Here is a 22588-nt window from a genome sequence, read left to right as displayed (position 1 = left end):
GGATCGAACCGGGTTGCCCGCGGTGCGCTACGCGCTATCGTCGGTTCCATGGCCACCACAGCGGACCACCTCAGGACAACACTCGACGGACGCTGGCGGGAGGTGCGTGAGCGCGTTCGCGGCGAATTGAACGACGAACGTTTTGCTCCGCACTACACACCCAACACCGCCATTGCGCGCTCCAAGGCTCTCGAACAGATGCGGGTCCTCGCCGATCTCGGGTACGCCGCAAACGGTTTCGCCGTCTCTCACGGCGGAACGGGCGACGCGGGTGGCGCCGTCACCAGCATCGAGATGCTCGCGATGTCCGACCTCTCACTGATGGTCAAGGCCGGCGTCCAGTGGGGTCTGTTCGGCGGCGCCATCGAAAACCTCGGCACCGAGCGTCACCACCAGGCGTACGTCAAGCCGCTGATCGATCTGGACCTGCTCGGTTGCTTTGCGATGACCGAGACCGGTCACGGCAGCGACGTCCAGGAACTCGAAACCACGGCGACCTACGACGTCGAGACGGGCGAGTTCGTCGTCAACTCCCCCACTCCGTCCTCTCGCAAGGACTACATCGGCGGCGCTGCCCAGCACGCCACCGTCGCAGCGGTGTTCGCACAGCTGATCACCGGAGGCGAAAGTCAGGGCGTCCACTGCTTTGTCGTGCCGATTCGTGACGACGCCGGCAACGACCTCCCCGGCGTCACGACGTCCGACTGCGGGCTCAAGGGTGGACTGCCCGGAGTCGACAACGGCCGCATCGTCTTCGACCAGGTCCGCATCCCGCGTGAGAATCTACTCAACCGTTACGCCGACATCGCCGAGGACGGCACGTACAGCTCGGCGATCGAGAACCCGAACCGTCGTTTCTTCACGATGGTCGGCACACTGGTTCGTGGACGTGTCACCGTCGGTGGTTCCGCGGCAGCGGCCGCCCGCGTCGGATTGGCCATCGCCGGTCGATACGCCCTGCAGCGCAGGCAGTTCAGTGCTCCGAAGAGTGACGACGAAGTCCTGATCATGGACTACCTCGTCCACCAGAAGCGTCTGCTGCCGTTGATCGCCCGCTCGTACGCTCTGCAGTTCGCACAGAACGAACTCGTAGCCGCGATGCACGACATCCAGAGCAGCGACGACCCGGATCCGCAGGAGCAGCGCGAACTCGAAGGTCGCGCCGCCGGACTCAAGGCCGCCAACACCTGGCATGCCACTCGGGCCATCCAGGAGGCACGCGAAGCCTGCGGCGGCGCAGGCTATCTCGCCGAGAACCGCCTCACCGCACTCAAGGCGGACACCGACGTCTTCACCACGTTCGAGGGTGACAACCACGTTCTGACGCAGTTGGTCGCAAAAGAACTCCTCACCTCCTACGCCGACGAAGTCCGCGGCATGAGCCCGGTCGACTGGATGCGCTTCGCCGCTACGACGGTCTCCGACGTGGTCAAGAAACGCACGGCAGCGCAGCAGATCCTGCAGACGATCGTCGACACTCGCCAGGACAACGAAGAGGACGGCAGCCTCTTCAATCGCGGCACCCAGATGAAGATGTTCGAAGACCGCGAAGAGTACCTACTCGCCACTGCGGCAAGGCGATTGCAGGCAGCGCAGAAGCGCGAGGAGAACCCGTTCGACGCGTTCAACTTCGTGCAGGACCACGTGCTCAAAGCCGCTCAGGCGCACATCGAGCGCGTCATCCTGGAAGCATTCGTCGCCGGCATCGACTCGTGTGAGGACGAGACCGCAAAGGAACTCTTCGGCGAGGTGTGCGATCTCTACGCACTGTCCGTGATCGAAGAGGACAAGGCCTGGTTCATGGAGCACCGGCATCTGTCGGTGGAGCGTTCGAAGGCCGTGACGCGCGGAATCAACGAGCGTTGCCGCACCCTGCGCCCCCACGTCGAGACACTGATCGACGGGTTCGGCATTCCGGACATCCTGCTGGGGTCCGCGATGCTCGACGGACCGGGCACCGACGCGGTACGGCTGAAGTAAAGGGTTCGGGTGGGGTCGGCAATCGCCGGCCCCACCACACTCAGTGCGCTGCTGCCTTTTTCGACTGGCGAGAGGCGAGCAGTCCGGTCAGGCCGAGTGCCGCGACCAGCCAGATCCCCAGAACGAGCAGGTGCGGTCCGGCGCCGTTGCCACTGAAGTAGATGACGGAGCGGATGGGCTCCATGGCTGCCGATCCGAGCCAGAACGAATGGATGTGCTGCCAAAATCCCGGCAGGAACGACACCGGAATGGCACCACCCGAACTCGGGAAGTTGATGAAAACGAGCACCGTCAGCACCGCGAAGATCGCGGCTTGGCCGAGCAGTCGATTGAGCAGAATGCTCACCGCACCGACGGTGAACGTGTAAACCATCGAGATTCCCAGCAGTTGCAGGATCTGGCCGAATGACGCCCCGAAGGCGTGCATGAAGATGCTGGTGATGCCGAAGGCTATGAGCGGGGTGAGTATCGCCGCACCGGCCAGGATCGAATACTGCTCTCGCAACCGCATTCTCGGCGCAACCTGACTGAGCACCGTGATGGTCAGGTAGCCACCGAGGGTGCAGACGATCAGGAAGTAGAAGAGTCCGACAGTCGAGGAGTCGCGCGCCGTGACAGGCGCCGAGTCGATCACCGTGACCTGCTGCCCCGTCTGCTCCGCAACCGAATGCGCCAAGCTGCTCACCACGGAAACCGTCGAGGCGCCCGCGCCGGTGGCGATATGTGCGGTCACGGCGTCACCGATCTCGATGGCGCCGATCGCATCGCGGTTGTCGATCCGAGAGAGTGCGTCGGCGGCGTTGGCTGTGGCAACGATGTCGAACTTGTCACCCGACGAAGCCTGGATTCCGTCGATCAGCGGGGCCGTGACGGACGGCGACCCGACCACCACGATCGGTGCCTGATTCGGCGTCGGCGAATGGAAGGCGCTGACGTAGCACAGGCAGAACATGATGACGAAGAACAACGGAAATGCGAGTCCACTGCCCACCATCTTCCAATTGGTCGGCGGATCGACAACTTCTTCGCTGGGTACTCGGACGTCGGTATCTGTCATATTCCACGCTCTCTTCACTAACCGCATCTAGCTGTCAACACCGTTGACAGACTCAACAGTCAACACCGTTGACACGTTATAGTCAACGCCGTTGACAACGCGGTCGGCGAGCGAGCACAGAGGTCGATGTCGTGACACCCACGAGGCACACGCCAGAGCAGGAGCACCCCTCGACATCCGAGGCGATTCGCGCGGCGGCGTTCCAACTGTTCGGCGAGCACGGGTTCGGCGGCACGTCAGTTCGCGCCATCGCCAAAGTTGCCGGAATCGATCCGGCCCTGGTCATCCGGCATTTCGGGTCCAAAGAAGCACTGTTCCTGGAAACCACGCCGGTTGCGGACTACTTCGAAGGCCAGTTCGACGGCCCACTCGACACCCTCGGTGAGCGAATCGCCGCCTTCGTCCTGGGCAAGGCCGACGCCCGGATGCTGTCGGTGTACACAGCGCTCATGCGAGCATCGGACAGTCCACGCATCCGGGAGCGACTCCGAGACATGACCGGAGTATTCGCCACCAATCTCGCCGCTCGTCTAGACGGCGAAGACGCGTACACCCGCGCACTCCTGGTCTCCGCCCAGGTGTCCGGGCTGTTGAGCGTCCTCAGCGACGAAAGTATCCCCCAGTCCGCAGATCGCGACGAGTTGGCAAAACTCTACGGCCGGGCGATGCAGACGCTGATCGATCAGTACTGAGCGATGACCTCCTCGGCGAACCGCCGAATGGAGTCGAGTCGTCCCTGACGATCACCGGAGTCAACTCCGTAGTAATACCAGGGCAAAACTCTGATTTCCGTGACTCCGAGAGTCTCGAGTTCGCGATATCCGTCCAGATCACGAACATCCGTCGGCGAGACGTTGACGCCGAAAGGAACATCGGCACGACCGTACTCGACCCGCAATTCCGTGAGACGATCGATGGCGCAGGCTAATTCGGCTTTGGTCGTGTTCACCGACATCCAACCGTCGGCCAGCCTGGCTGCACGGCGCAACCCCGGTTCGCTGTGCCCACCGATGTAGATCGGAACCGGAATCTCCGGAGCAGGACTGATCATCAGAGCGTCGAAATCGTAGTGCTTGCCGTGGTATTCGACCCATTCCGGCCCACGTCCCGCACACACCGCCTTGATGATCTCGATGGCTTCGTCGGTACGCGCACCGCGGGTGCGCATCTCGGTACCGGTGAAGGTGAATTCCTCGGGAATCCAGGACAAACCGACGCCGAGAGCGACGCGGTTCCTCGACATCACGGCCATGGTCGCGACCTGCTTGGCCGTCAACAGCGGATCGCGCAGTGGAAGTTTGAACACGTTGGTGTAGAACTGAATTCGCGATGTGACGGCCGCCATCGCCGCCATGGCAATGAACGGATCAGGCATCGGCGTCTCGGGCGCCCACATCCGCTTCCCGTCAGCAGTGTACGGGTACGGCGCCGACACCTGCTCCGGATAGAACACGGAATCCGGCATCGCGATTCCGTCGAACCCCACCTCTTCGGCGACCTGCGCCAACTCGCACAGTTCCAGGGCGTCGATCATCGCACCCGCCAAGGACCACTTCATCGTTCCACCGTTTCGCCGTTGGGCGAGATCCAAGCGCCGCCCAAGAACATGATGTCGGTGATGTTGCGAACGACGCCGTGAACGTTGCCGTCCCATGCGGTCAACACCGACGCCGGCCCCCAGATCACGTAAGGCACAGTCGCGTTGGCGTACTCCTGCACCTTGCTGATCGCCTCACGGACAGCATTGTCCGTTGATGCCGTCTGCACAGCTGTGATCATCGCGTCCATCTCCGGGTCCGCGAAGCCGGACGGGTTGTTCTTCGAATCACTGGCCATACTGTTGTACAAATTGAGGTACGGCGCTTCTTCTCCGACCGGAGCGCCACCTCTGGTCATGTCGAAATCGTGGTCCTTGTATACCCGTCGAACCAGATCGGTCACATCGGTCGCGTAGTCGATGGTGACGTCGAAACCGATCGCGTTCAGCGACGCCTGAACCGTCAGTGCCGTCGCCTGTTGGCTCGGCTCCGAGGTGGTGAGGTAGCGGAGTTTCCCGTCGTACCCGTCGGACTTCGCTTGATCGAGCAGCGCCTTTGCCTTCACCTGATCGAACGGAATGCCTGCTGTGTTGTTGTACCAACGTGACGTCTGCGGGACCAGTTCGGAACTGGCGGTGCCCAATCCGTTGTTCGCCCGGGTATTGACCGCCGCCGGATCCACCCCGTAGGCGATCGCCTGACGGACGCGAACATCGGCCCCGGGCTTGCCCTCACGGTTGTTGATCGTGCCAATCCCGTTCTGTCCGGTCGGACTGAGGTAACCCGAGTATCCGTCGTCGAGAGCTTGTTCGATCACGGCCTCGTCGCGGAGGATGTACGTCATGTCGATCTGGCCGCTCTTCAACGATTCGTACTGAGACTGCGCACCCGACGTGGGAACAAACCGCACTGTGTCCAGTGGAGGTTTACCGCCCTGATAATCCGTGCGTGCGGCGAGTACCAGTTCTTCGTGCGGGGCGAACTTGGCCAAGGTGAACGGACCCGCCCCGATCGGTGTGAACGCTCCCTCCCCGGTTCCTGAAACCGACCCTGCCTCTCCCCCTGAACTTCGCGCAACGATCATTCCGGGCCCGAGCGACAACAGCGCCGGGAATTGACGCCAGGGCCGCTCGAGCACGAATTCGACTGTGGTGGCGTCGGGCGTCTCGATCCGATCCACGATGTTGAGCCAGGTCTGCGATACATCACCCTTGCCTGCCACGAATCGATCGATACTCCACTTCACCGCTTCCGCGTCGAGCGGACTTCCGTCGCTGAAGGTGAGGCCATCAGCCAAAGTGACGGTGTACGAAGTGAAGTCGCTGTTGTTCGACAGTGTCTTCGCGAGTTGTGGCACGAAGCTCCCGTTTGTGGAGTCGCTGCGTACCAGCGTGTCGTAAATCGCGGCCATTTCGGTTCCGCCGGTCGAACCGGCTGCTTGCGTTCTCGTGGGGTCCAACGAGGAAGGGAACGAATAGGACCCGAAGGTGAGAACACCGCCGTCGATCCGCTCCCCCACATCTGGGGCGCCCACAAAACCAGCTGCGCCACTACTGCTCGGTGAAGCCGATCCCGAGTTGTCCCCACTGCTCGACGCGCAGCCGGCCAACATCAATGCACCGGCAAGCCCGAGCGCGACAAAGCGAGGGCCGAACCTAATCTTCCTGGTGTACATACGTTCCCAATCTCCGTCAGCGTGTCAGATCTTGACTACCTTCGACGTCGGGATCGGGTGCGAGTCCGCCTTGATCCAGCGCAGCGCCCATGTCCCCTCGGCATGCGAATCGGTGTCGATCCAGTTGCCATAACCCGGATCCTTCGCCGCCACGACGATTGTCATGGTGCCGTCGTCGTTGAGCTTCGCGGTGTGATTGTTGATGTAGATGTTCGTGCGGTTGTAGTCGAGGGACTCGACCCAGAAGTTCTGCAGCACGAAGTTGAAGTACTCGCAGTTCGGAACCTCGGTCTCGATGACCCACGCCTCGTCCTCGGCGAGCTTCCAGTAACCGTGGAAGTAGAAGATCGTCGGATCGCCGCCGGCATCCTGGAAGTAGTCCTGTCCCCAGTCGAAGATCTCGTTGGTGTGCGGCTGGAATTTGCGCGACCATTCCAGGAAGGTCTCCGCCATCCCCTTCACGATCCCGACGGACTTGGTGAGACGCTCGCCGATCTCTTCCGGAGTCAACGGGACGAACTCCCCGTCCGGGTTCAGGCATTCGATGGTCAGATCACCGACAACCTCGTTGCGTCGATCCCGGTGAGTTTGCCGAACGGAGATGAGGTTGCTGTCGGGCGCCAAAGGCAGCCAAGCGCCCTCATCGGGCTTGTCGACGCTCGCGATGAACTCGAAACGGCCGTTCTCGTCGACCTCGAGGTCGTGGATATGCAGATCGCCGGTCTGCAGCATGGTGCCGTCGATGTGGTACCGATTTACGCGCGAGCCGAAGGTGATCAGCGGGACGGTGCCTCGGGTGCCGATGATCCGGTAGTTGTACTTACCGGAAATGTTGGCGCGCATGTAGACGTTGTCCGGGTTGTCGGCACCGATCTTCGTCATCATGTTCGGGTTCGGAGCCGACGAGAACTGCGGCCACCGCGGATCGGTGTACTCGACACAGTTGATCGTGCCGTACCGAAGCAACCGACTCAGGTAGCGGACGCCCTCGGCTTGAGTCAGCGGATCCTGAGGGACGATCTCGTCTTCCAGGACCTTTCCGACCTCGAGCAGATCTGCGCAGAACTTTTCCCAAACAGCATTCATGTGAATCTCCTTGTTTCGGTTGGGGCTTCGCCCTGTGCGCCTTTTTGGTAGTCGGCACTACCAAAAAGGCGCACAGGGCCGGAGGGCTTCAGGGTGTGGTGGCGAACTTCGCTTCGACGTCGGCAGCGCTCACGCCGAAATCCTCGAGCGAATAGCGATGCGACGGACGACGGTGCTCGGCAAGGCTGGCCTGATGCGACGCCTCCACCGCGGCGCGGGCGTCGTCTGTGAAGGGCAGGGCGAACTGTGCATAGATCTTCTCGACGGTGCCGACCGCATCGGCGATGAAGTCCTTGTAGTCGACGTCGATGAACTGATCGGGGTTGTAACGGCTACGGGCATTGTTGAGGTTCGCATTCCCTCGCGCCCACAACTCCAGTTGCGTGCGCCCGATGGCCGGACGATCGAAGGCCCTCGACATGTCGTGTCCGCCCTGCTCTACGAGGCTGAAGGTGGACGCCATCGATGTCAACGGGTCCCGGAAGGTCCGAACGAACAGTGCATCCGGATAGACCGACATGATCTCGTCGATCGCGAAGACATGGCTCGGGCTTTTGAGCACCCACCGTCTGTCCTGGTCGTGCAGCCCGATCAACTGCAGGTTCTTCTTGTGCCGCGCATATGTTTCGGTCCAGTCCTGCTCCGCCAGCCACCGGGTGTAACTCGGCACGTACGCCACCGTCTCGAACGCGGTCGAGAGCATCGTCTGCTGCAGCAGCCGCCAGCATTCCTCGACCTCCTCCGCCCCCATGAAATGAACCTTCATCAGGTCTGCCTCGTTACGCTGGCGAGCACGGTAGAAGGCGTCGGAGCGAACGTAATCTTCGTTCTCCGACCACGTGTCGCGCTCGGGGCGCGGCTGCGGCGTCTCGGCGAGCCACATCTCGGCGCCCTGATGCGCCGGGTCGGCACCGAGCAAGCGGTGCAGCGCGGTGCTGCCGGTGCGGGTCAACCCGACCACGAAGATCGGGCGTTCGATCGGAACATCTACGTGCTCTGGATATTTCGCGAATCCGGCCTCACTGGTCAGGCGACCCGCGAGCGCTCCGACGATCATCTTGCGAGCGATCACCTTGCCGTGAGGAGTGAGGTCGGCCTCGTTCTGGAACGACTCGAGGAGAACTCGAAGTCCTTCGAGATAGCCTTCGCTGCCGAAGTTTTCGTACCCGGCCGCCTCGCGCGCAGCCTGGTGCAGGTGATCGATGGAACCGATGCCGTCGTAATCCTGTGTCATGGCTAGTCCTTGTATGAGTTGATCAGTGGTGCGTGTGACCGCAGTTGACGTCGAGACATTGCCCTGTGATGGCCCTGGCTGAATCGGACAGGAGGAAGACGACAGCGTTTGCGATGTCATCTGGCTCCGGCAATCGGCGCAGATCGGCGCCCGCTGCGATCTCGTCGTAGATCACCTTGGGGTCGACTCCTGCCTCCGCCGCCTTCTTCTCGAACATGTTCTTGACCGAGTCCGCCCAGATATAGTCGGGAGCAACCGAATTGACTCGAACGCCCTTGGGACCGAGATCGATCGACAAACTGCGTGCCATTGCCAGGAGCCCGGATTTCATGATGCGGTAGGCCCCGAACCCGGGAAGCTGGTTGCGCAACACCATGGACGTGACCATCACGACGGACCCGTGCGACTCGATCAATGCCGGAGCAAATTCTCTGGTGACGTTCAACGCCGCGAGCAAGTTGATGTCGATGCCCGACTGGATGGACGCCACGTCGGCGTCCAGGAGCGGGACCTGCGCGGGTTGAACAAATGCGTTGTTCACCAAGCAATGCACCGCACCGAACTCAGCGACAGTTGTCTCCGCCAACGAAGCGATCGAATCGACGTCGGTGAGGTTCGTCGGGACGGCCAACGCGATTCCGCCGCGGTCTCGAATCTCCGTTGCCACCGATTCCAAGCGCTCGGGTGTGCGGGCAGCCAGAACAACCTTCGCTCCGGCCGCCGCACTCTGCAGCGCAATCGAACGACCCAGCGCCGGGCCCACTCCCGAGACGACGACAACCTTGCCTGCCAGCAGGCCCTGATGGGTCAGCACAGCGCCTGCGGATCGAGAACAACACTCAGGGAGATGATCTTGCCGTTCTCGTCGAACTCGAACACATCGGTGGCAGCGAAGTCAGGGATACCGGCGCGCTGCACCCGAAGCTGCATCGCTGCGTACTTTCCCGTCACCGAAATCGGACCGAGCAGGCTGACTGTGAAATCGACCTGCGCGTTCGCGGTATCGAATTCGCGAATCTCGTCGATGCCGCGGTAGGTCTGGACCCCCAGCGGTTCGTGTTGAACTGCGTCGGGCGCAAACAGCGCAACCAGTCCGTCGACGTCGTGACTTCCGAGACACTTGACGTAATCTTCTACGGCAGAAACTATTTCAGCCCTGTCAGGCATGGATGCTCCTCGTGTTCAGGCGGATCAAGAAATGGTTCCGCGAGCGCGGAGATGGTCGACGATCGCGATCGCAGCGTCCTCGGTCGTCGTGACACTGGTGTCGATGTGAATGTCAGGGTTCTGCGGCGGTTCGTACGGCGAATCGATTCCGGTGAAGTTCACCAACTCGCCCCGTCGAGCCTTCTTGTACAGACCCTTGGGATCTCGCTCCTCTGCGACGGCAAGAGCGGTGTCGACGAAGATTTCGACGAACTGTCCGTCGCCGATCAATTCACGGGCGGCATGACGCTCGGCCTCGAACGGTGAAATGAAGGACGCGAGCACGATCAGACCGGCGTCCGCCATCAGTCGGGTGACCTCGGTGACGCGACGGATGTTCTCGACGCGGTCGGCTTCGGTGAATCCGAGGTCTCGATTCAGCCCGTGACGGACGTTGTCTCCGTCGAGGAGGTAGGTGTGCGCGCCGAGTGCGTGCAGTTGACGCTCGACATCGTTCGCGATGGTCGACTTTCCCGAACCGGAGAGACCGGTGAACCACAGAACTGCGGGTTGGTGTCCCTTGAGCCTGGTGTGCGCGGCCTCGTCGACGTCGACGGATTGCCAGTGAATGTTGTCCGATCGACGCAGCGAGTGCGTGATCATGCCCGCACCGACAGTGCCGTTGGTAAGGCGGTCGATGAGGATGAAGCTACCGGTGTCACGGTTGCCGACGTACGGGTCGAACGGGACCGGTCGATCGAAACTGAGGTTGCACACACCGATTTCGTTGAGCGCGAGAGTAGTCGTTGCGGTCTTCTCGAGAGTGTTGACGTTGATCTTGTGTTTCGGTTTGGTGATGCGCGCAGTGACTGTGACGGTACCGATCTGGCACAGGAACGGCCGTTCGGGCAGCATGGGAGCCTCACCCATCCAGACGATGCAGGCCTCGAACTGATCGGCTACGGCCGGCGGATTGTCGCCGATGGACAGCACATCACCGCGACTGATGTCGATCTCGTCGGCGAGCGTGATGGTGACCGAGCGGCCCGCACCGGCAACGTCGAGGTCGCCACCCATGGTCACGATGCGCTCGACTGTGGACGTCTTTCCACTGGGGAGCACGCGGATGGGATCTCCGGGAGATACGGTGCCGGAAACGATCTGGCCGGAGAATCCGCGGAAGTCGAGGTCCGGCCGGTTGACCCACTGCACCGGCATCCGGAACGGAGCCGCGGCGGCAGCATCGTCGATGTCCACGCTTTCGAGATGCTCGATCAGGCTTGGTCCGGAGTACCACGGGGTATTCGCACTGCGCTCGGTGAGATTGTCACCCATGTATGCCGACATCGGGATGGCGACGAACCCGTCCAGACCGATCTCGTGAGCGAACTCTGCATAATCCGCGGTAATGGCATCGAAGACCTCTTGCGAGTAGTCGACGAGGTCGAGTTTGTTCACGGCAAGCACCACGTGCTTGATCCCCAGCAGCGACACCAGATACGAGTGCCGGCGGGTCTGGGTCAGTATTCCCTTGCGGGAATCGACAAGGATCACAGCAAGATCGGCGGTCGACGCGCCCGTCACCATGTTTCGGGTGTACTGCTCGTGCCCCGGAGTATCGGCGACGACGAACTTGCGTCGCTCGGTCGTGAAGTAGCGATAGGCGACGTCGATCGTGATGCCCTGCTCACGTTCGGCGGCGAGACCGTCGACCAGGAGCGCGAAATCGAGCCCCTCCCCCTGGGTTCCGCTCTTGCGCGAATCGGCTTCGAGCGCCGTCAACTGGTCGTCGAAGACGAGTTTCGATTCGTAGAGCAGACGGCCGATCAAGGTGCTCTTGCCGTCGTCGACGCTGCCGCACGTGATGAATCGCAGCATGCTCTTGTTCGCATGACGTTCGAGGTACGCCTCGATGTCGTCAGCGATCAGATCCGAGGAAACAGTCATCAGAAGTACCCCTCTTGCTTCTTCTTCTCCATCGACGCGCTGGAGTCGTGGTCGATGACCCGTCCCTGGCGTTCGGAAGTGGTGGTGAGCAACATTTCCGAGATGATCTCGGTCAGGCTCGTGGCGGTCGATTCGACGGCTCCGGTCAGCGGGTAGCAGCCGAGGGTGCGGAAACGAACGCTCTTGAGTTCCGGAGTCTCTCCCGGCAGCAACGGCATCCGGTCGTCGTCGACCATGATCAGCGCACCGTCCCGCTCGACGACGGGCCGCTTGTCGGCAAAATACAGCGGAACGATCGGAATCTCTTCCTGGCGTATGTATTCCCACACATCCAGCTCGGTCCAGTTCGAGAGAGGGAAGACGCGCAGGCTCTCGCCCGGCGCTTTGCGGACGTTGTACATCCGCCACAGTTCCGGTCGCTGCTGCTTGGGATCCCAACGGTGCGCAGCTGATCGGATCGAGAAGATGCGTTCCTTGGCGCGGGATTTTTCTTCGTCACGTCGGGCGCCGCCGAATGCAGCGTCGAACTTGTAGTGATCGAGGGCTTGTTTGAGGCCTTCGGTCTTCCACATATCGGTATGGACGGCCGAGCCGTGAGTGAACGGGTTGATCCCCTGCTTCACGCAGTCCGGGTTGGTGTGGACGATCAGATCGAGATCGCCTGCAGCGGCGGTACTGTCACGAAGTTTGTACATTTCACGGAACTTCCACGTGGTATCGACGTGCAGAAGCGGAAACGGCAGCTTCGACGGATAGAAGGCCTTGCGCGCCAGATGCAGCATCACGGCGGAGTCCTTGCCCACCGAGTACAACATCACCGGGTTCTCGCTCTGGGCAACAGCTTCACGCATGATGTGAATGCTCTCGGCTTCGAGTCGTTCGAGGTGCGTCAGTGTCGCGGTCATCGGCCCAGTTCCTCCAGTGCTTTCGGGGCGAGTTCGGGTCGGCAGATCAGCAGATCCGGCAACCACGGGTTTTCCTGGTTGTAGCGCAGTTCGCTGCCATCGATACGCGAAACATGCAGTCCCGCAGCATGTGCGACAGCAACGGGCGCCGCCGAATCCCACTCGTACTGTCCGCCCGCATGTGCGTAGATGTCTGCCTCACCCGAGACGACCGCCATTGCTTTGGCTCCGGCGGATCCCATTTCGATCAACTCCGCGCCCATCGAGTCGGCCATGCGCATGACCGGTTCCGGACGACGCGTCCGCGATACGACGACTCGAACCGGCGTCGCGGCATCCCGTTCGGTCCGATCATCGCTGCTCGAATAGGTGACGCCAAGGGCAGGCATTGCGACCGCACCGGTTGTGAGGACACCGTTTTCGGTCAGCGCAACATGAACGGCCCAGTCCGATCGTCCGGCCTCGCCGTACTCACGGGTGCCGTCGAGAGGGTCGACGATCCACACCCGATCCGCAGCCAGCCTCGCGAGGTCGTCAGCCCCTTCCTCCGACAGCACTGCATCCGCAGGAAAGCGTCGGGCAAGTTCGGCGACGATGAATTCGTGACTGAGCCGATCGGCCGCGTTCTTGAAAGTCGCGACATCACCGTCGTTTTCGCCGAGGGATTTCCGATGGTCGAGCAGAAGTTCTCCAGCCGCAGCGGCGATGTCGATCGCCGCGCGTTCATCGTTAGTGCGTGTCATAGGTACTCCACAACTGTGTAGACCTCCCGATCGATACGGGAAGAAAGGTCAGGCCGACCGCAGAGTGTCCAGCGCTTTGCACTGGCCTCGATGTGGTCTGCGCCATACCGTAACACCAGAATGAACGATGTTCATTCTATTTCGAACAATGTTCATTCTATGATCTGAGTCACATCGAATTCTGGGCGGCGTTCGACAACGAACAGTGTTCGATGTGAATTGAGGATGCCGACCACCGCGACTACGGTGATCAAATGAGCAGTACCAGCAGCAAGTCGATCTACGGCGACGCCGAAGTGCGTCGACGCCGAACTCTCGACGCGGCGATCTCGCTTCTGGACGAAGGAGGCTACTCCGCGCTCACGATCCGCGCTGTCGCCAAACGAGCCGGCACCAGCACTGGCCTGATCTACCAGTACTTCGTCGACAAGCAGGACATCTTCGCCGCCCTCCTCAGCGAAAGTCAGCTGGAAATGGCGGACTTCGTGAACTCGCTCCCCCGCGAGCAGGGACTGAGCGCCTTACTCGAGTCCATGATTTCCGAGTTTGCTCGGCACTGGGCACGGGTGGGTCGACTCACCACCACTTGGCGCGACATCGAAGGCATGGCCGGGTCCGACCGAGAAAGCATGCGGGAACTTCACGCATCCGTAGCGGTCTACAACTCGGCATTGATTCGAGCGCTCACCGAATCTGCTGCAGCCGAAGGGAGCAGGTTGATCGACGACCCCGCGTTGATCCATCTCGTGCTCTCCGGACTCAAAGGCCTGTCGGACACCATCGTCATCAACATCGCCAAAGAAGTCACACCCGAGTACTTCGTGAGCTTCTCCGCCCGGGCGCTCGCGCGGTCCATCACGGAGTGACGGACCGACACCTTACGAACGAACGAGGCGAGCGATGGCCGCCTGAGCTTCCTTGATCTTGACGTCCGCTTCCGGACCACCCTGCTTGGCAGCTTCGACGACGCAACCCGCAAGGTGGGCGTCGAGAAGCTTCAGGGACACGGACTGCAACGCGCTCGTCGCGGCGGATACCTGGGTGAGCACGTCGATGCAGTACCGGTCGTCTGCGACCATGCGTGAAATTCCGGCTACCTGACCTTCGATACGACGAAGGCGCTTGAGCAGATCGTCCTGCTCGGGGCTGTAACTACTCATACCGCAACTATACCCCCTACCCGTATGAGGGCTACTGCGATGCGACGAAGCCCACCCGGACGCGGCGCACGACATCGATGGCCATCAGCCCCGCAACCAGAATCGACAACCCGGCGCCCGAGATCCAGAGACCGTCGTAGTGCGTGCTCTCGAACGGTGGAGCGCCCTCCAGTATCGGTCCGAAGTCGGACGTCGTCGTACCCGCTCGCCAGCACACGACCGCCAGAATCGTTGCGGCGACGATACCGAGTACACCGATCCACGTCTTCACGTCGACACGCGGGGATGGCTGTGGCTCAGTCATCGGCAGACCCGTCCGGTTCGACACCAACCACAACGACCTGACTCAACGCCTCGCGAAGTGCCTGATCGTCCTTTGCCCACGCCCGCACCAATCCCCCGGTGGTCAAACGTAAGCCGATACCGTGCCGACGCCTGGGCACTCCGGACAGCTCACCGAGCGCGCGTGCCGTTTCCCACGGTTCCATTTCGTCCTCGTAGGCAGCGTCGTCGGACTCCGGGAACACCTCGGCGATCTCGGTGATCGGCACCTCTTCGGTTCCCTGACGCAACGTGGTCGCGGTCAGAAGTACGCTCGCGTGCCGCCGTGCTGCGATCACCTGCACGTAGACCAATCCGGTGAGGATCACGGCGAACATCGCCAGACCGAACCAATGCACCACCGGGCCGGTGAACAGTTCGATGACCAAGGCGATCAGGCAGAAGATCGGACCGAACGCGATGGCCCACCACCGAGAACCCGGTTCGTAGTACAGAACGTCCGGGCCGATTTCCGGCGCGCGATCAGCCACGGGCAAACCAACTTCGGGTGGTGTCGCGGTAGATCGCGACGCAGGCACAGATCAGCATGACGGGAACAACCAGCGCGAGCACGGTACTGATCCCGGCCACGACCAGCGCGATCTGCAGCACCGCGAACACTCCGGACACGATCACCAGGATCCGTCGGCACAACGCCCTTCCGGCGCGAGTGGGACCGGCGAGGCCGCCGATCGCGAGGCCGGTCAACAGCAGAACCAGCCCTGACACCCGCACGAAGGTGACGTAGATGTCGATGTTTCCGGCAGAAACGCCTTGATCGGTGAACTGCTCACGCAACGAATACGAAGCGCTGGTGACATTGATCAGGCCGAAGAGTATGAGCAGGAACGCGCTGGCGATCCACAGCCAGAATGCTGCCTCGACAGCCGTCGGGCGCCTGACCTTCGTAGAGATACTCACGGGTTCAAGTGTGCGCTATCCGCTGACGATGCCCGGAATCATGAGCATCAGGAGTGTCACCAGAACAGAGGCTCCGAGGATCGCGAACAAGATCACTTCGGTGCGTGAACCACGTTGGCGCAGTGGCGCGTCGTGGGTGCTTTCCGTACGCAGGGCTTCCTGAGAACTCATCGCGTCCGACCTCTCCCCTACTACTTCAGTGACCCGTTTCACAGTACCCCGAGCTACCTACCGGTTCCCCGCCGGGGGGAAACGAAGAAAGTACGGATTGGACTCTTTTCGGTGCATCATCACGATCGCCCCGACAGCAGCAACTGCCTGCAGGATTTCCGCTCCGCCGAACAGCAGAGTGGCCGCGCCGCCGTCTCCGCCGAGCCCGAAGATCACCGGGATCGCGGAGACCAGCATGAAGACGCCACAGAACGTCAGCAACATTCGAGCCCAGTTCTTGCCGCGACTCATCGCGCGCACGAACAGAAGGAACACCGCGGTGACGATCACGACCAAAACCGCAGAGAACACGATGACCAGTGGGAACATGCCCTCCACGTCGGAACGCGTCAGACCGGCGTCGACAGCTGCCTGATTTCTGAGCATCTCGTCGACGAACATCGACTTCTGCCCGAGCAGCATCCAGATCATCGCGCCGCCCTGGACCAACCCCAGCGCCGTCACAGCCCACCACAACTGAATCGCAGTCACGACGTCCGTCGGCGGCTCGGGTTTCGGCGCAGGTCCCGGGTATCCGTTGTAACCGGGGCCGTATCCCGGGATCTGACCCGTCGGCATCGGTCCGAGTTCGCGGTACGGCTGATTCTCGAACGGCTGGTTCTCGTAGGGAGGTTCCCGGCGGGGCGGTTCCTGGCGCGACGGCGGCCACTGCTCGGTCATGACACCAGCGTATCGGTCGATACCGGCGCAGCCACCATGCGTGACTCCGTCACAGCCATCCGGCAACTTCCGACGCCCAGTACGTGAGGACCACGTCGGCACCGGCGCGGCGAATGCTGATGAGCGATTCGAGAATCGCCGCGTCCCGATCGATCCACCCGTTCTGCGCGGCCGCGGTGATCATCGAGTACTCCCCCGAGATCTGGTACGCAGCGACCGGAACCGGGGACCGGTCGGCGGTCTCACGCAGAATGTCCAGGTAGGACATTGCAGGCTTGACCATCACCATGTCGGCGCCCTCGGCGACGTCGAGGTCTACCTCGCGCATCGACTCGCGGCGATTGGCGCCGTCCTGCTGATACGTACGACGGTCGCCTTGCAGTGAGGATCCGACGGCTTCACGGAACGGCCCGTAGAACGCTGACGCATATTTCGCGGCATAGGCGAGCTGACCGACATCGACATACCCCGAAGCATCGAGTGCACCGCGGATCGCAGCCACCTGACCGTCCATCATGCCGCTGGGACCGAGCAGGTGCGCACCCGATTCAGCTTGTGCGAGAGCCATTTCGACGTATCGGATCAAGGTCGCGTCGTTGTCGACAGCGCCGCCGGCAGTCAACACGCCGCAGTGGCCGTGATCGGTGAACTCGTCGAGGCAGGTATCGGCCATGATGACCGTCGAATCGCCGAGTTCGTCTGCCAGAGCGCGCAATCCGACGTTGAGGATTCCGTCGGGATCGGAGGCACCGGACCCCTGGGGATCCTTGTCCTCCGCCTTCGGAACACCGAACAGCATCAGGCCACCGACGCCGGCTTCCACCGCTTCCACCGCTGCGGACCGCAGCGAATCGAGAGTGTGCTGGAAAACGCCTGGCATGGAACTGATCTCACGCGGTGCGTCGATGCCGTCGGCGACGAACATCGGCAAAACGAGGTGCCGGGGTTCGAGCGAGGTCTCTGCCACGAGTCGCCGGAGCGCAGGAGTGCGCCGGAGCCGGCGAGGGCGATGAGTGGGAAACACGAGAAGTAGCCCTCCTTCGTCGGAACCTGTGAGCGGTTGAGGAGTCCACAGACTCCTCAACCCCTCACGGATGCTCTAGCGCCTTCGAGACTTCTTGCGCGGGGGCGGCAAAGCACCTTCGGCGCGCAGACGAGCAGCATGCTCGGCGAGAGCCTCCACCAGCGGTCCCACCTGCGAGGTCTCGGGCTGCACGTCGACGCGCAGACCGAACTCGATAGCGGTTTCGGCCGTCTTCGGGCCGATGCACGCGACCAACGTGCGGGCGTGCGGCTTGCCGGCGATGCCGACGAGGTTGCGCACGGTCGAGGACGAGGTGAAGCAGACGGCGTCGAATCCACCGGTCTTGATCATCTCGCGGGTCTCGGCCGGCGGCGGCGCTGCCCGGACGGTGCGGTAGGCGGTGACGTCGTCGATCTCCCAACCGCGTTCGCGCAGGCCCTCTGCGAGGGTTTCGGTCGCAATGTCCGCCCGCGGCAACAGAACCCGGTTGACCGGATCGAAAACGTCGTCGTACGGGGCGAATTCGGCCAACAGGCCTTCGCTGGACTGCTCACCGGTCGGGATCAGCTCGGGGTTGATGCCGAACGAGCGCACCTTGGCTGCGGTTGCTTCACCGATGCAGGCGATCTTCACACCGGAGAAGGCGCGAGCGTCGAGGCCGAACTCTTCGAACTTCTCCCACACTGCGCGAACAGCATTGGTGGAAGTGAAGACGACCCACTGGTAGCGACCGTCGACGAGTCCCTTGACCGAACGCTCCATCTGAGCCGGGCTGCGAGGCGGCTCGACGGCGATGGTCGGAACCTCGATCGGGATCGCTCCGTGAGTGACCAGACGGTCGCTCATCTCGCCGGCCTGATCCTTGGTGCGCGGCACGAGGACGGTCCAGCCGTACAGAGCGCGCGATTCCCACCACGACATCTTGTTGCGCTGCGCGACAACCTTGCCGACGGTGACGATGAGCGAGCCCACCAGTTCGGATCCGGCTTCGTTGAGCGTCGCGAGAGTTGCCTCGACGGTTCGCTGCTGACGAGTGGTACCGCGGACGGTGATCGCAGCAGGCGTCTGCGGGGCCAAGCCGTTCTCGACCAGCGCGCTGGCGGTCTCGGCGAGATGTCCGGACGTCGCGTGCAGGACAAGCGGTCCCGGTGCAGCGGCCAGAGCAGCCCAGTCGACTTCACCGCGAACGTCGGCCTCGGTGTGACCCGAGCCGAGCGCCATGCCGGCGTAGCTCGGCACAGCCGAACCGGAAGGCAGACCCGGGAGAACCTCGAACTGAACCTGCGTACGGGCGACTGCGGTGACCTCTGCGATCACGGAATCCGTGGTCAGCGGGTCGCCGGAGACCAGACGCACGACGTCGTGGCCGTTCTTGGCCTCGTGCACCAATGTCTTTGCAACCTCGGCAGGCTCGCCGAGTGCCGGACGCACGTCCGCGATCAGCTCGCCGGTCTCCTCGTCGCGGCCCATGTCGATGCCGACGAGTGCGACGACGCCCTTGTCGACATCCGGATCGGTGAATGCCATTGCGGCGCCGGTGAGGACGTCACGTGCGCGAACGGTGAGCAGGGCGGGGTCGCCCGGTCCCGATCCCACGAACAGGATCCGTCCGGGAGTGTTCTTTCGGACTCGGGTCATCGGTGATTCTCCAGTGCGCTGTATCGAAATGGGAACTTGGTGCAAGTGCAAAGTGGGGCGTCAAACATCGGCTGCCTCGCCTGTAGTCACGTTCATCAACTCGCGGGCGCCGAGTTCGAGTAACTCGCGCGCTACCGCTCGGCCGAGTTCCTCGGCCTTGTCCGGCGCACCCACGGCGCCGGTACGGATGACGTCCGAACCGTCGATGGCGGCTGCGCAGCCGCGTACCGACAGTTCGTCGAAGATTCTGCCGTCGTCGTCGAGGGATTCGACGATCTCCGCGATCGCTCCCACCGGAGCGGTGCAGCCGGCTTCCAACTCGGCGAGCAGGGCGCGCTCGGCCGTAACTGCTGCCCGGGTACCCGCGTCGTCGTGCTCGGCGAGGATCGCCGCCAATTCCACATTGGCAGAAAGGCATTCGACGGCCAGAGCACCCTGCGCCGGAGCGGGGAGCATCTGCACGGGCTCGATGTTCTCGGTGATGAGATCGAGCAGACCGATACGAGACAGGCCGGCGCGAGCGAGGATCACGGCGTCGAGTTCACCGGATTCGACCTTGCCGAGACGGCGCTGCAGGTTGCCCCGCAACGGCACGATGTCGAGGCCGAGACCGAGTGCCTTCAGCTGCGAAACACGGCGCGGCGCCGAGGTTCCCACCTTGGAACCGGCTGGAAGCTCCCCGAGGACCAGACCGTCACGGGCGACCAGCGCGTCACGCGGATCTTCGCGTGGCGGAATCGCCGCGATGACGAAACGCGGGTCCTGCGCGGTCGGTAAGTCCTTGTAGGAATGCACCGCAACGTCGACGCGGTTGTCCAGCAAAGCTTCTCGAAGCTCTGCCGTGAACACTCCGACGCCGATCTTCTGGACGGGATCGGTGGACTGGTCGCCCTTGGTCTTGATGATGACCAACTCGGCGGGATGTCCGGCCGCAATGAGGGCATCGCGCACGGTACCGGCTTGCGTGGTCGCGAGAAGACTTCCGCGAGTGCCGATCCGCAGCGGGCTCCCCGATCGAGGGGTGGTGACGCTCATGCCTGCAGGTCCCTTCCAGTGCGGTCGCCGTCCACCAGATCGGTGGGTGTGGCCACGGCCGCGGGAGATCCGGGGCTGAGTTCGAAGAGTTCGCGCAGCGCTGCTGCGTAGGAGTCGCCGCCGGGGGCCGACGCGAGTTGCTTGACGCGCACGGTCGGGGCGTGGAGCAGCTTGTCCACGACGCGTCGCACGGTGCGTGCAACCTCGTCGCGCTGCGGATCGTCCAGGCCGGGCAGACGCGAATCGAGTCGCATCAGTTCGGCTTCGACGACGTCGGCGGCGCGCTGACGCAAAGCCGTCACGGTCGGAGTGACCTCCGCGAGGCGCTGTCCGGCAAGGTAGGTCGCAAGCTCGCCGGCGACGATGGTGCGTGCGGCATCTGCGTCAGAGGCGGCGGCGCCTGCCGCTGGATCACGCTGCAGCGTCTCCATGTCGAGAACGGTCACACCCGGCAGGCCGGCGACGGCGGGATCGATGTCGCGCGGCAGCCCGAGGTCGCAGATGACGAGGTGCTTGGTGTTGTCGCGATCGGGCTCGGCGAGTGCGCGGTGCACATCCGCCAGGGTGACCACTGCCCCGACCGCGCCGGTACAGGTGACCATGACATCTGCCTGCGCCATCGCGGCCGAAAGCTGATCGAAGGCAACACCGTCGGCGTCGACGCCGTTGGAGCGTGCCGTCTCTGCCAGGTGCTCGGCGCGTTCCTGTGTCCGGTTGACGACGACGATGCGTGCGATTCCGGCGCGGGTGAGATGCGCAACCGACAGACCGCCCATCGAGCCTGCACCGACAACCACGGCAGTGCGGCCGACCAGGCCGCCCTCACCGATGATGCCCGCTGCACGATCGAGAGCCACCGACACGACTGATGCTCCGGCGGAGTCGATTCCGGTTTCGGAATGCACTCGCTTGCCGACGCGCAGTGCCTGCTGAGCCAGTTCGTGGACGACGCGTCCGGCGGCCTGCTGCGCATCCGAAGATGCGTAGGCCGAACGGATCTGGCCGAGGATCTGCTGTTCGCCGATCACCATGGAATCGAGGCCGCTGGCCACCGCGAAGAGGTGCTCGACGGCTGCTTCGCTGTAGCGGACGTACGCGTGAGCGTGCAGCGCTGTCAGGTCGAGACCCGAATGGTCGGCCAGGATTTCACCGACCTCGGTGAGTGCACCGTGGAACGCGTCCACCACCGCGTAGACCTCCACCCGGTTACAGGTGGAGACGATCATCGCTTCGGAGATGTGCGAAGACGCCAGAAGCTTGTCGATCAGCTTCGGACGATCGGTGTCGGTGACAGCTACTCGCTCGAGCACCGGGACGGGCGCGGTTCGATGCGAGACCCCGACAAGCAGAACACTCACGGCGCGATCACTGATCCGTTTCTTGTCGAACCTGCTCCGACCGGAGCGGGTGAACTGGTGGATGGGACTGACGAAGCGGATGCGGCGTGAGCCACTCGTACTCGCGGCGCGCTGGATGCCTGATCGGCATTGCGCGCACTGTTGAAGGAGAGAACCTGCATCTCGACGGCTAGATCTACACGTCGCAGTTCCACGTGATCGGGAACGTCGAGGGCGATCGGCGAAAAACTCATGATGCAGCGCAGCCCGGCGCTGACGAACTGGTCGCACACGCCCTGAGCTGCCTCGTCCGGTGTGGAGATGACGCCGATGGTCGCATTCAGTTCACGGCAGGCGACGGTCAGTTCCTCGGTGCTGCGCACGACGAGATCCCCGACTCTGCTTCCGATTCGATCTGCGTCACTGTCGAAGAGTCCGACCATCTCGAAACCGCGGCGGCTGAATCCGCCGTAGCCGACCAGTGCCTTGCCGAGGTTTCCGACTCCGACGAGAACGACCTTGTGCCCACGATCGAGTCCGAGTGCACGCTCGATGCGGATGCGGAGCCTGTTGACGTCGTACCCGACGCCACGGACACCGTTGGGTCCGAGGAACGACAGATCCTTACGCAACTTCGCTGATCCGACACCTGACGCCTGCGCGAGTTCCTCGCTCGAGACGATGGAGGTACCCCGGTCGGACATCACTCCGAGGACCCGCAGGTATGCGGCCAAGCGCGTCACCGTAGCCTGGGGGATGACGCGATCCTGAGCGATCGGGTCGGTAACCGAGGCGCTGGAAGCGTCGGTGACGGAAGAGCCCGCAGCGCCGGTGACGCGCTGAGCCACAGGCTCATGCGTCTGGTGCGGTTCGGTCACGTCGCTGGCTCCTCGTCCGGTCGACACGACTGTCGACCTCCACGATGCTCCGGGGGAATGTTCACACCACGG

General features: G+C 62.8%; 24 protein-coding genes. 3 read left to right on the top strand and 21 right to left on the bottom strand.

Annotated elements, in window-relative coordinates:
- The first annotated feature begins 48 nt into the window (after positions 1-48).
- Positions 49-1980: an acyl-CoA dehydrogenase gene (locus tag GN300_RS19230; RefSeq protein WP_063315123.1), complete on the top strand. Its 1932-nt coding sequence runs from the start codon at positions 49-51 to the stop codon at positions 1978-1980.
- A 40-nt stretch (positions 1981-2020) separates the two neighbouring features.
- Here GN300_RS19230 and GN300_RS19225 read toward each other — a convergent pair whose 3' ends face one another.
- Positions 2021-3037, bottom strand: a complete 1017-nt coding sequence (locus tag GN300_RS19225) for an ABC transporter permease (RefSeq protein WP_007735285.1) — start codon at positions 3035-3037, stop codon at positions 2021-2023.
- Positions 3038-3168: 131 nt separating this feature from the next.
- Between GN300_RS19225 and GN300_RS19220 the strand changes: the two genes are divergently transcribed.
- Complete coding sequence (locus GN300_RS19220) at positions 3169-3729, top strand: TetR family transcriptional regulator (protein WP_007735287.1); 561 nt, start codon at positions 3169-3171, stop codon at positions 3727-3729.
- Here the strand turns inward: GN300_RS19220 and GN300_RS19215 are convergent.
- The 9 genes from GN300_RS19215 to GN300_RS19175 all read right to left on the bottom strand — a co-directional run bounded on the left by GN300_RS19215 (position 3720) and on the right by GN300_RS19175 (position 13311).
- Entirely contained in the window at positions 3720-4595 is an 876-nt protein-coding gene (locus GN300_RS19215; protein ID WP_063314769.1) for a TIGR03619 family F420-dependent LLM class oxidoreductase, read from the bottom strand. The two genes, GN300_RS19220 and GN300_RS19215, sit on opposite strands and share 10 nt — an antisense overlap.
- Positions 4592-6250 (bottom strand): ABC transporter substrate-binding protein, encoded by a 1659-nt coding sequence (locus GN300_RS19210; protein WP_063314770.1) that lies wholly within the window; start codon positions 6248-6250, stop codon positions 4592-4594. Before GN300_RS19210 ends, GN300_RS19215 begins: the two co-directional genes overlap by 4 nt.
- 24 nt (positions 6251-6274) lie before the next feature.
- Positions 6275-7336: a DUF1214 domain-containing protein gene (locus GN300_RS19205; protein ID WP_063314771.1), complete on the bottom strand. Its 1062-nt coding sequence runs from the start codon at positions 7334-7336 to the stop codon at positions 6275-6277.
- Positions 7337-7424: 88 nt separating this feature from the next.
- A complete protein-coding gene (locus tag GN300_RS19200) occupies positions 7425-8570 on the bottom strand; it encodes a sulfotransferase (protein WP_063314772.1) in 1146 nt (381 codons plus the stop codon).
- Positions 8571-8592: 22 nt separating this feature from the next.
- Positions 8593-9384, bottom strand: a complete 792-nt coding sequence (locus GN300_RS19195) for an SDR family oxidoreductase (protein ID WP_063314773.1) — start codon at positions 9382-9384, stop codon at positions 8593-8595.
- Positions 9378-9737: a nuclear transport factor 2 family protein gene (locus tag GN300_RS19190; RefSeq protein ID WP_003942015.1), complete on the bottom strand. Its 360-nt coding sequence runs from the start codon at positions 9735-9737 to the stop codon at positions 9378-9380. The genes GN300_RS19195 and GN300_RS19190 overlap by 7 nt, the downstream gene beginning before the upstream one ends.
- A 24-nt stretch (positions 9738-9761) precedes the next feature.
- Positions 9762-11663 (bottom strand): sulfate adenylyltransferase subunit CysN, encoded by a 1902-nt coding sequence (cysN, locus tag GN300_RS19185; protein ID WP_063314774.1) that lies wholly within the window; start codon positions 11661-11663, stop codon positions 9762-9764.
- A complete protein-coding gene (cysD, locus tag GN300_RS19180; protein WP_019744365.1) occupies positions 11663-12568 on the bottom strand; it encodes a sulfate adenylyltransferase subunit CysD in 906 nt (301 codons plus the stop codon). Before cysD ends, cysN begins: the two co-directional genes overlap by 1 nt.
- Positions 12565-13311, bottom strand: coding sequence for a 3'(2'),5'-bisphosphate nucleotidase CysQ (locus GN300_RS19175; RefSeq protein WP_042453014.1), 747 nt, complete (start codon positions 13309-13311; stop codon positions 12565-12567). The genes cysD and GN300_RS19175 overlap by 4 nt, the downstream gene beginning before the upstream one ends.
- 254 nt (positions 13312-13565) lie before the next feature.
- On the opposite strand from GN300_RS19175, the gene GN300_RS19170 reads away from it, so the two are divergent.
- Positions 13566-14177, top strand: coding sequence for a TetR/AcrR family transcriptional regulator (locus tag GN300_RS19170; RefSeq protein ID WP_003942004.1), 612 nt, complete (start codon positions 13566-13568; stop codon positions 14175-14177).
- 12 nt (positions 14178-14189) lie between these two features.
- Here the strand turns inward: GN300_RS19170 and GN300_RS19165 are convergent, their stop codons facing one another.
- The 11 genes from GN300_RS19165 to GN300_RS19115 all read right to left on the bottom strand — a co-directional run bounded on the left by GN300_RS19165 (position 14190) and on the right by GN300_RS19115 (position 22543).
- Complete coding sequence (locus GN300_RS19165; protein WP_003942012.1) at positions 14190-14471, bottom strand: metal-sensitive transcriptional regulator; 282 nt, start codon at positions 14469-14471, stop codon at positions 14190-14192.
- A gap of 31 nt (positions 14472-14502) precedes the next feature.
- Positions 14503-14775: a hypothetical protein gene (locus GN300_RS19160; protein ID WP_007735305.1), complete on the bottom strand. Its 273-nt coding sequence runs from the start codon at positions 14773-14775 to the stop codon at positions 14503-14505.
- Positions 14768-15283, bottom strand: coding sequence for a hypothetical protein (locus GN300_RS19155; RefSeq protein ID WP_003941872.1), 516 nt, complete (start codon positions 15281-15283; stop codon positions 14768-14770). Before GN300_RS19155 ends, GN300_RS19160 begins: the two co-directional genes overlap by 8 nt.
- The gene (locus tag GN300_RS19150; protein WP_003942066.1) at positions 15276-15713 is read right to left on the bottom strand and encodes a hypothetical protein; all 438 of its coding nucleotides are present in this window, start codon (positions 15711-15713) and stop codon (positions 15276-15278) included. The genes GN300_RS19155 and GN300_RS19150 overlap by 8 nt, the downstream gene beginning before the upstream one ends.
- 15 nt (positions 15714-15728) lie before the next feature.
- Complete coding sequence (locus tag GN300_RS19145) at positions 15729-15884, bottom strand: hypothetical protein (protein WP_003941930.1); 156 nt, start codon at positions 15882-15884, stop codon at positions 15729-15731.
- 57 nt (positions 15885-15941) lie between these two features.
- Complete coding sequence (locus GN300_RS19140) at positions 15942-16604, bottom strand: hypothetical protein (protein ID WP_003942024.1); 663 nt, start codon at positions 16602-16604, stop codon at positions 15942-15944.
- 49 nt (positions 16605-16653) lie between these two features.
- Positions 16654-17628, bottom strand: coding sequence for a porphobilinogen synthase (gene hemB / locus GN300_RS19135; RefSeq protein WP_007735309.1), 975 nt, complete (start codon positions 17626-17628; stop codon positions 16654-16656).
- A gap of 75 nt (positions 17629-17703) precedes the next feature.
- The gene (locus GN300_RS19130) at positions 17704-19266 is read right to left on the bottom strand and encodes a bifunctional uroporphyrinogen-III C-methyltransferase/uroporphyrinogen-III synthase (protein ID WP_003941969.1); all 1563 of its coding nucleotides are present in this window, start codon (positions 19264-19266) and stop codon (positions 17704-17706) included.
- 60 nt (positions 19267-19326) lie between these two features.
- The gene (gene hemC / locus GN300_RS19125) at positions 19327-20301 is read right to left on the bottom strand and encodes a hydroxymethylbilane synthase (protein ID WP_007735311.1); all 975 of its coding nucleotides are present in this window, start codon (positions 20299-20301) and stop codon (positions 19327-19329) included.
- Positions 20298-21659, bottom strand: a complete 1362-nt coding sequence (locus GN300_RS19120; RefSeq protein ID WP_003941867.1) for a glutamyl-tRNA reductase — start codon at positions 21657-21659, stop codon at positions 20298-20300. Before GN300_RS19120 ends, hemC begins: the two co-directional genes overlap by 4 nt.
- Entirely contained in the window at positions 21656-22543 is an 888-nt protein-coding gene (locus GN300_RS19115) for a redox-sensing transcriptional repressor Rex (protein ID WP_007735314.1), read from the bottom strand. Before GN300_RS19115 ends, GN300_RS19120 begins: the two co-directional genes overlap by 4 nt.
- Between the last annotated feature and the right edge of the window lie 45 nt (positions 22544-22588).

The organism is Rhodococcus sp. Ni2, from assembly GCF_021352185.1.
GTDB lineage: Bacteria > Actinomycetota > Actinomycetes > Mycobacteriales > Mycobacteriaceae > Rhodococcus_F > Rhodococcus_F qingshengii.
This window is presented reverse-complemented; position numbering and strand designations above follow the sequence as displayed.

What these genes read in the sequence shown, in the direction of transcription:
- GN300_RS19230 (WP_063315123.1), top strand. Translation starts at nt 49, where the DNA reads ATGGCCACCACAGCGGACCACCTCAGGACAACACTCGACGGACGCTGG.
- GN300_RS19225 (WP_007735285.1), bottom strand. Translation starts at nt 3,037, where the DNA reads ATGACAGATACCGACGTCCGAGTACCCAGCGAAGAAGTTGTCGATCCG.
- GN300_RS19215 (WP_063314769.1), bottom strand. Translation starts at nt 4,595, where the DNA reads ATGAAGTGGTCCTTGGCGGGTGCGATGATCGACGCCCTGGAACTGTGC.
- GN300_RS19210 (WP_063314770.1), bottom strand. Translation starts at nt 6,250, where the DNA reads ATGTACACCAGGAAGATTAGGTTCGGCCCTCGCTTTGTCGCGCTCGGG.
- GN300_RS19205 (WP_063314771.1), bottom strand. Translation starts at nt 7,336, where the DNA reads ATGAATGCTGTTTGGGAAAAGTTCTGCGCAGATCTGCTCGAGGTCGGA.
- GN300_RS19200 (WP_063314772.1), bottom strand. Translation starts at nt 8,570, where the DNA reads ATGACACAGGATTACGACGGCATCGGTTCCATCGATCACCTGCACCAG.
- GN300_RS19190 (WP_003942015.1), bottom strand. Translation starts at nt 9,737, where the DNA reads ATGCCTGACAGGGCTGAAATAGTTTCTGCCGTAGAAGATTACGTCAAG.
- cysN (WP_063314774.1), bottom strand. Translation starts at nt 11,663, where the DNA reads ATGACTGTTTCCTCGGATCTGATCGCTGACGACATCGAGGCGTACCTC.
- cysD (WP_019744365.1), bottom strand. Translation starts at nt 12,568, where the DNA reads ATGACCGCGACACTGACGCACCTCGAACGACTCGAAGCCGAGAGCATT.
- GN300_RS19175 (WP_042453014.1), bottom strand. Translation starts at nt 13,311, where the DNA reads ATGACACGCACTAACGATGAACGCGCGGCGATCGACATCGCCGCTGCG.
- GN300_RS19170 (WP_003942004.1), top strand. Translation starts at nt 13,566, where the DNA reads ATGAGCAGTACCAGCAGCAAGTCGATCTACGGCGACGCCGAAGTGCGT.
- GN300_RS19165 (WP_003942012.1), bottom strand. Translation starts at nt 14,471, where the DNA reads ATGAGTAGTTACAGCCCCGAGCAGGACGATCTGCTCAAGCGCCTTCGT.
- GN300_RS19160 (WP_007735305.1), bottom strand. Translation starts at nt 14,775, where the DNA reads ATGACTGAGCCACAGCCATCCCCGCGTGTCGACGTGAAGACGTGGATC.
- GN300_RS19145 (WP_003941930.1), bottom strand. Translation starts at nt 15,884, where the DNA reads ATGAGTTCTCAGGAAGCCCTGCGTACGGAAAGCACCCACGACGCGCCA.
- GN300_RS19140 (WP_003942024.1), bottom strand. Translation starts at nt 16,604, where the DNA reads ATGACCGAGCAGTGGCCGCCGTCGCGCCAGGAACCGCCCCGCCGGGAA.
- GN300_RS19130 (WP_003941969.1), bottom strand. Translation starts at nt 19,266, where the DNA reads ATGACCCGAGTCCGAAAGAACACTCCCGGACGGATCCTGTTCGTGGGA.
- hemC (WP_007735311.1), bottom strand. Translation starts at nt 20,301, where the DNA reads ATGAGCGTCACCACCCCTCGATCGGGGAGCCCGCTGCGGATCGGCACT.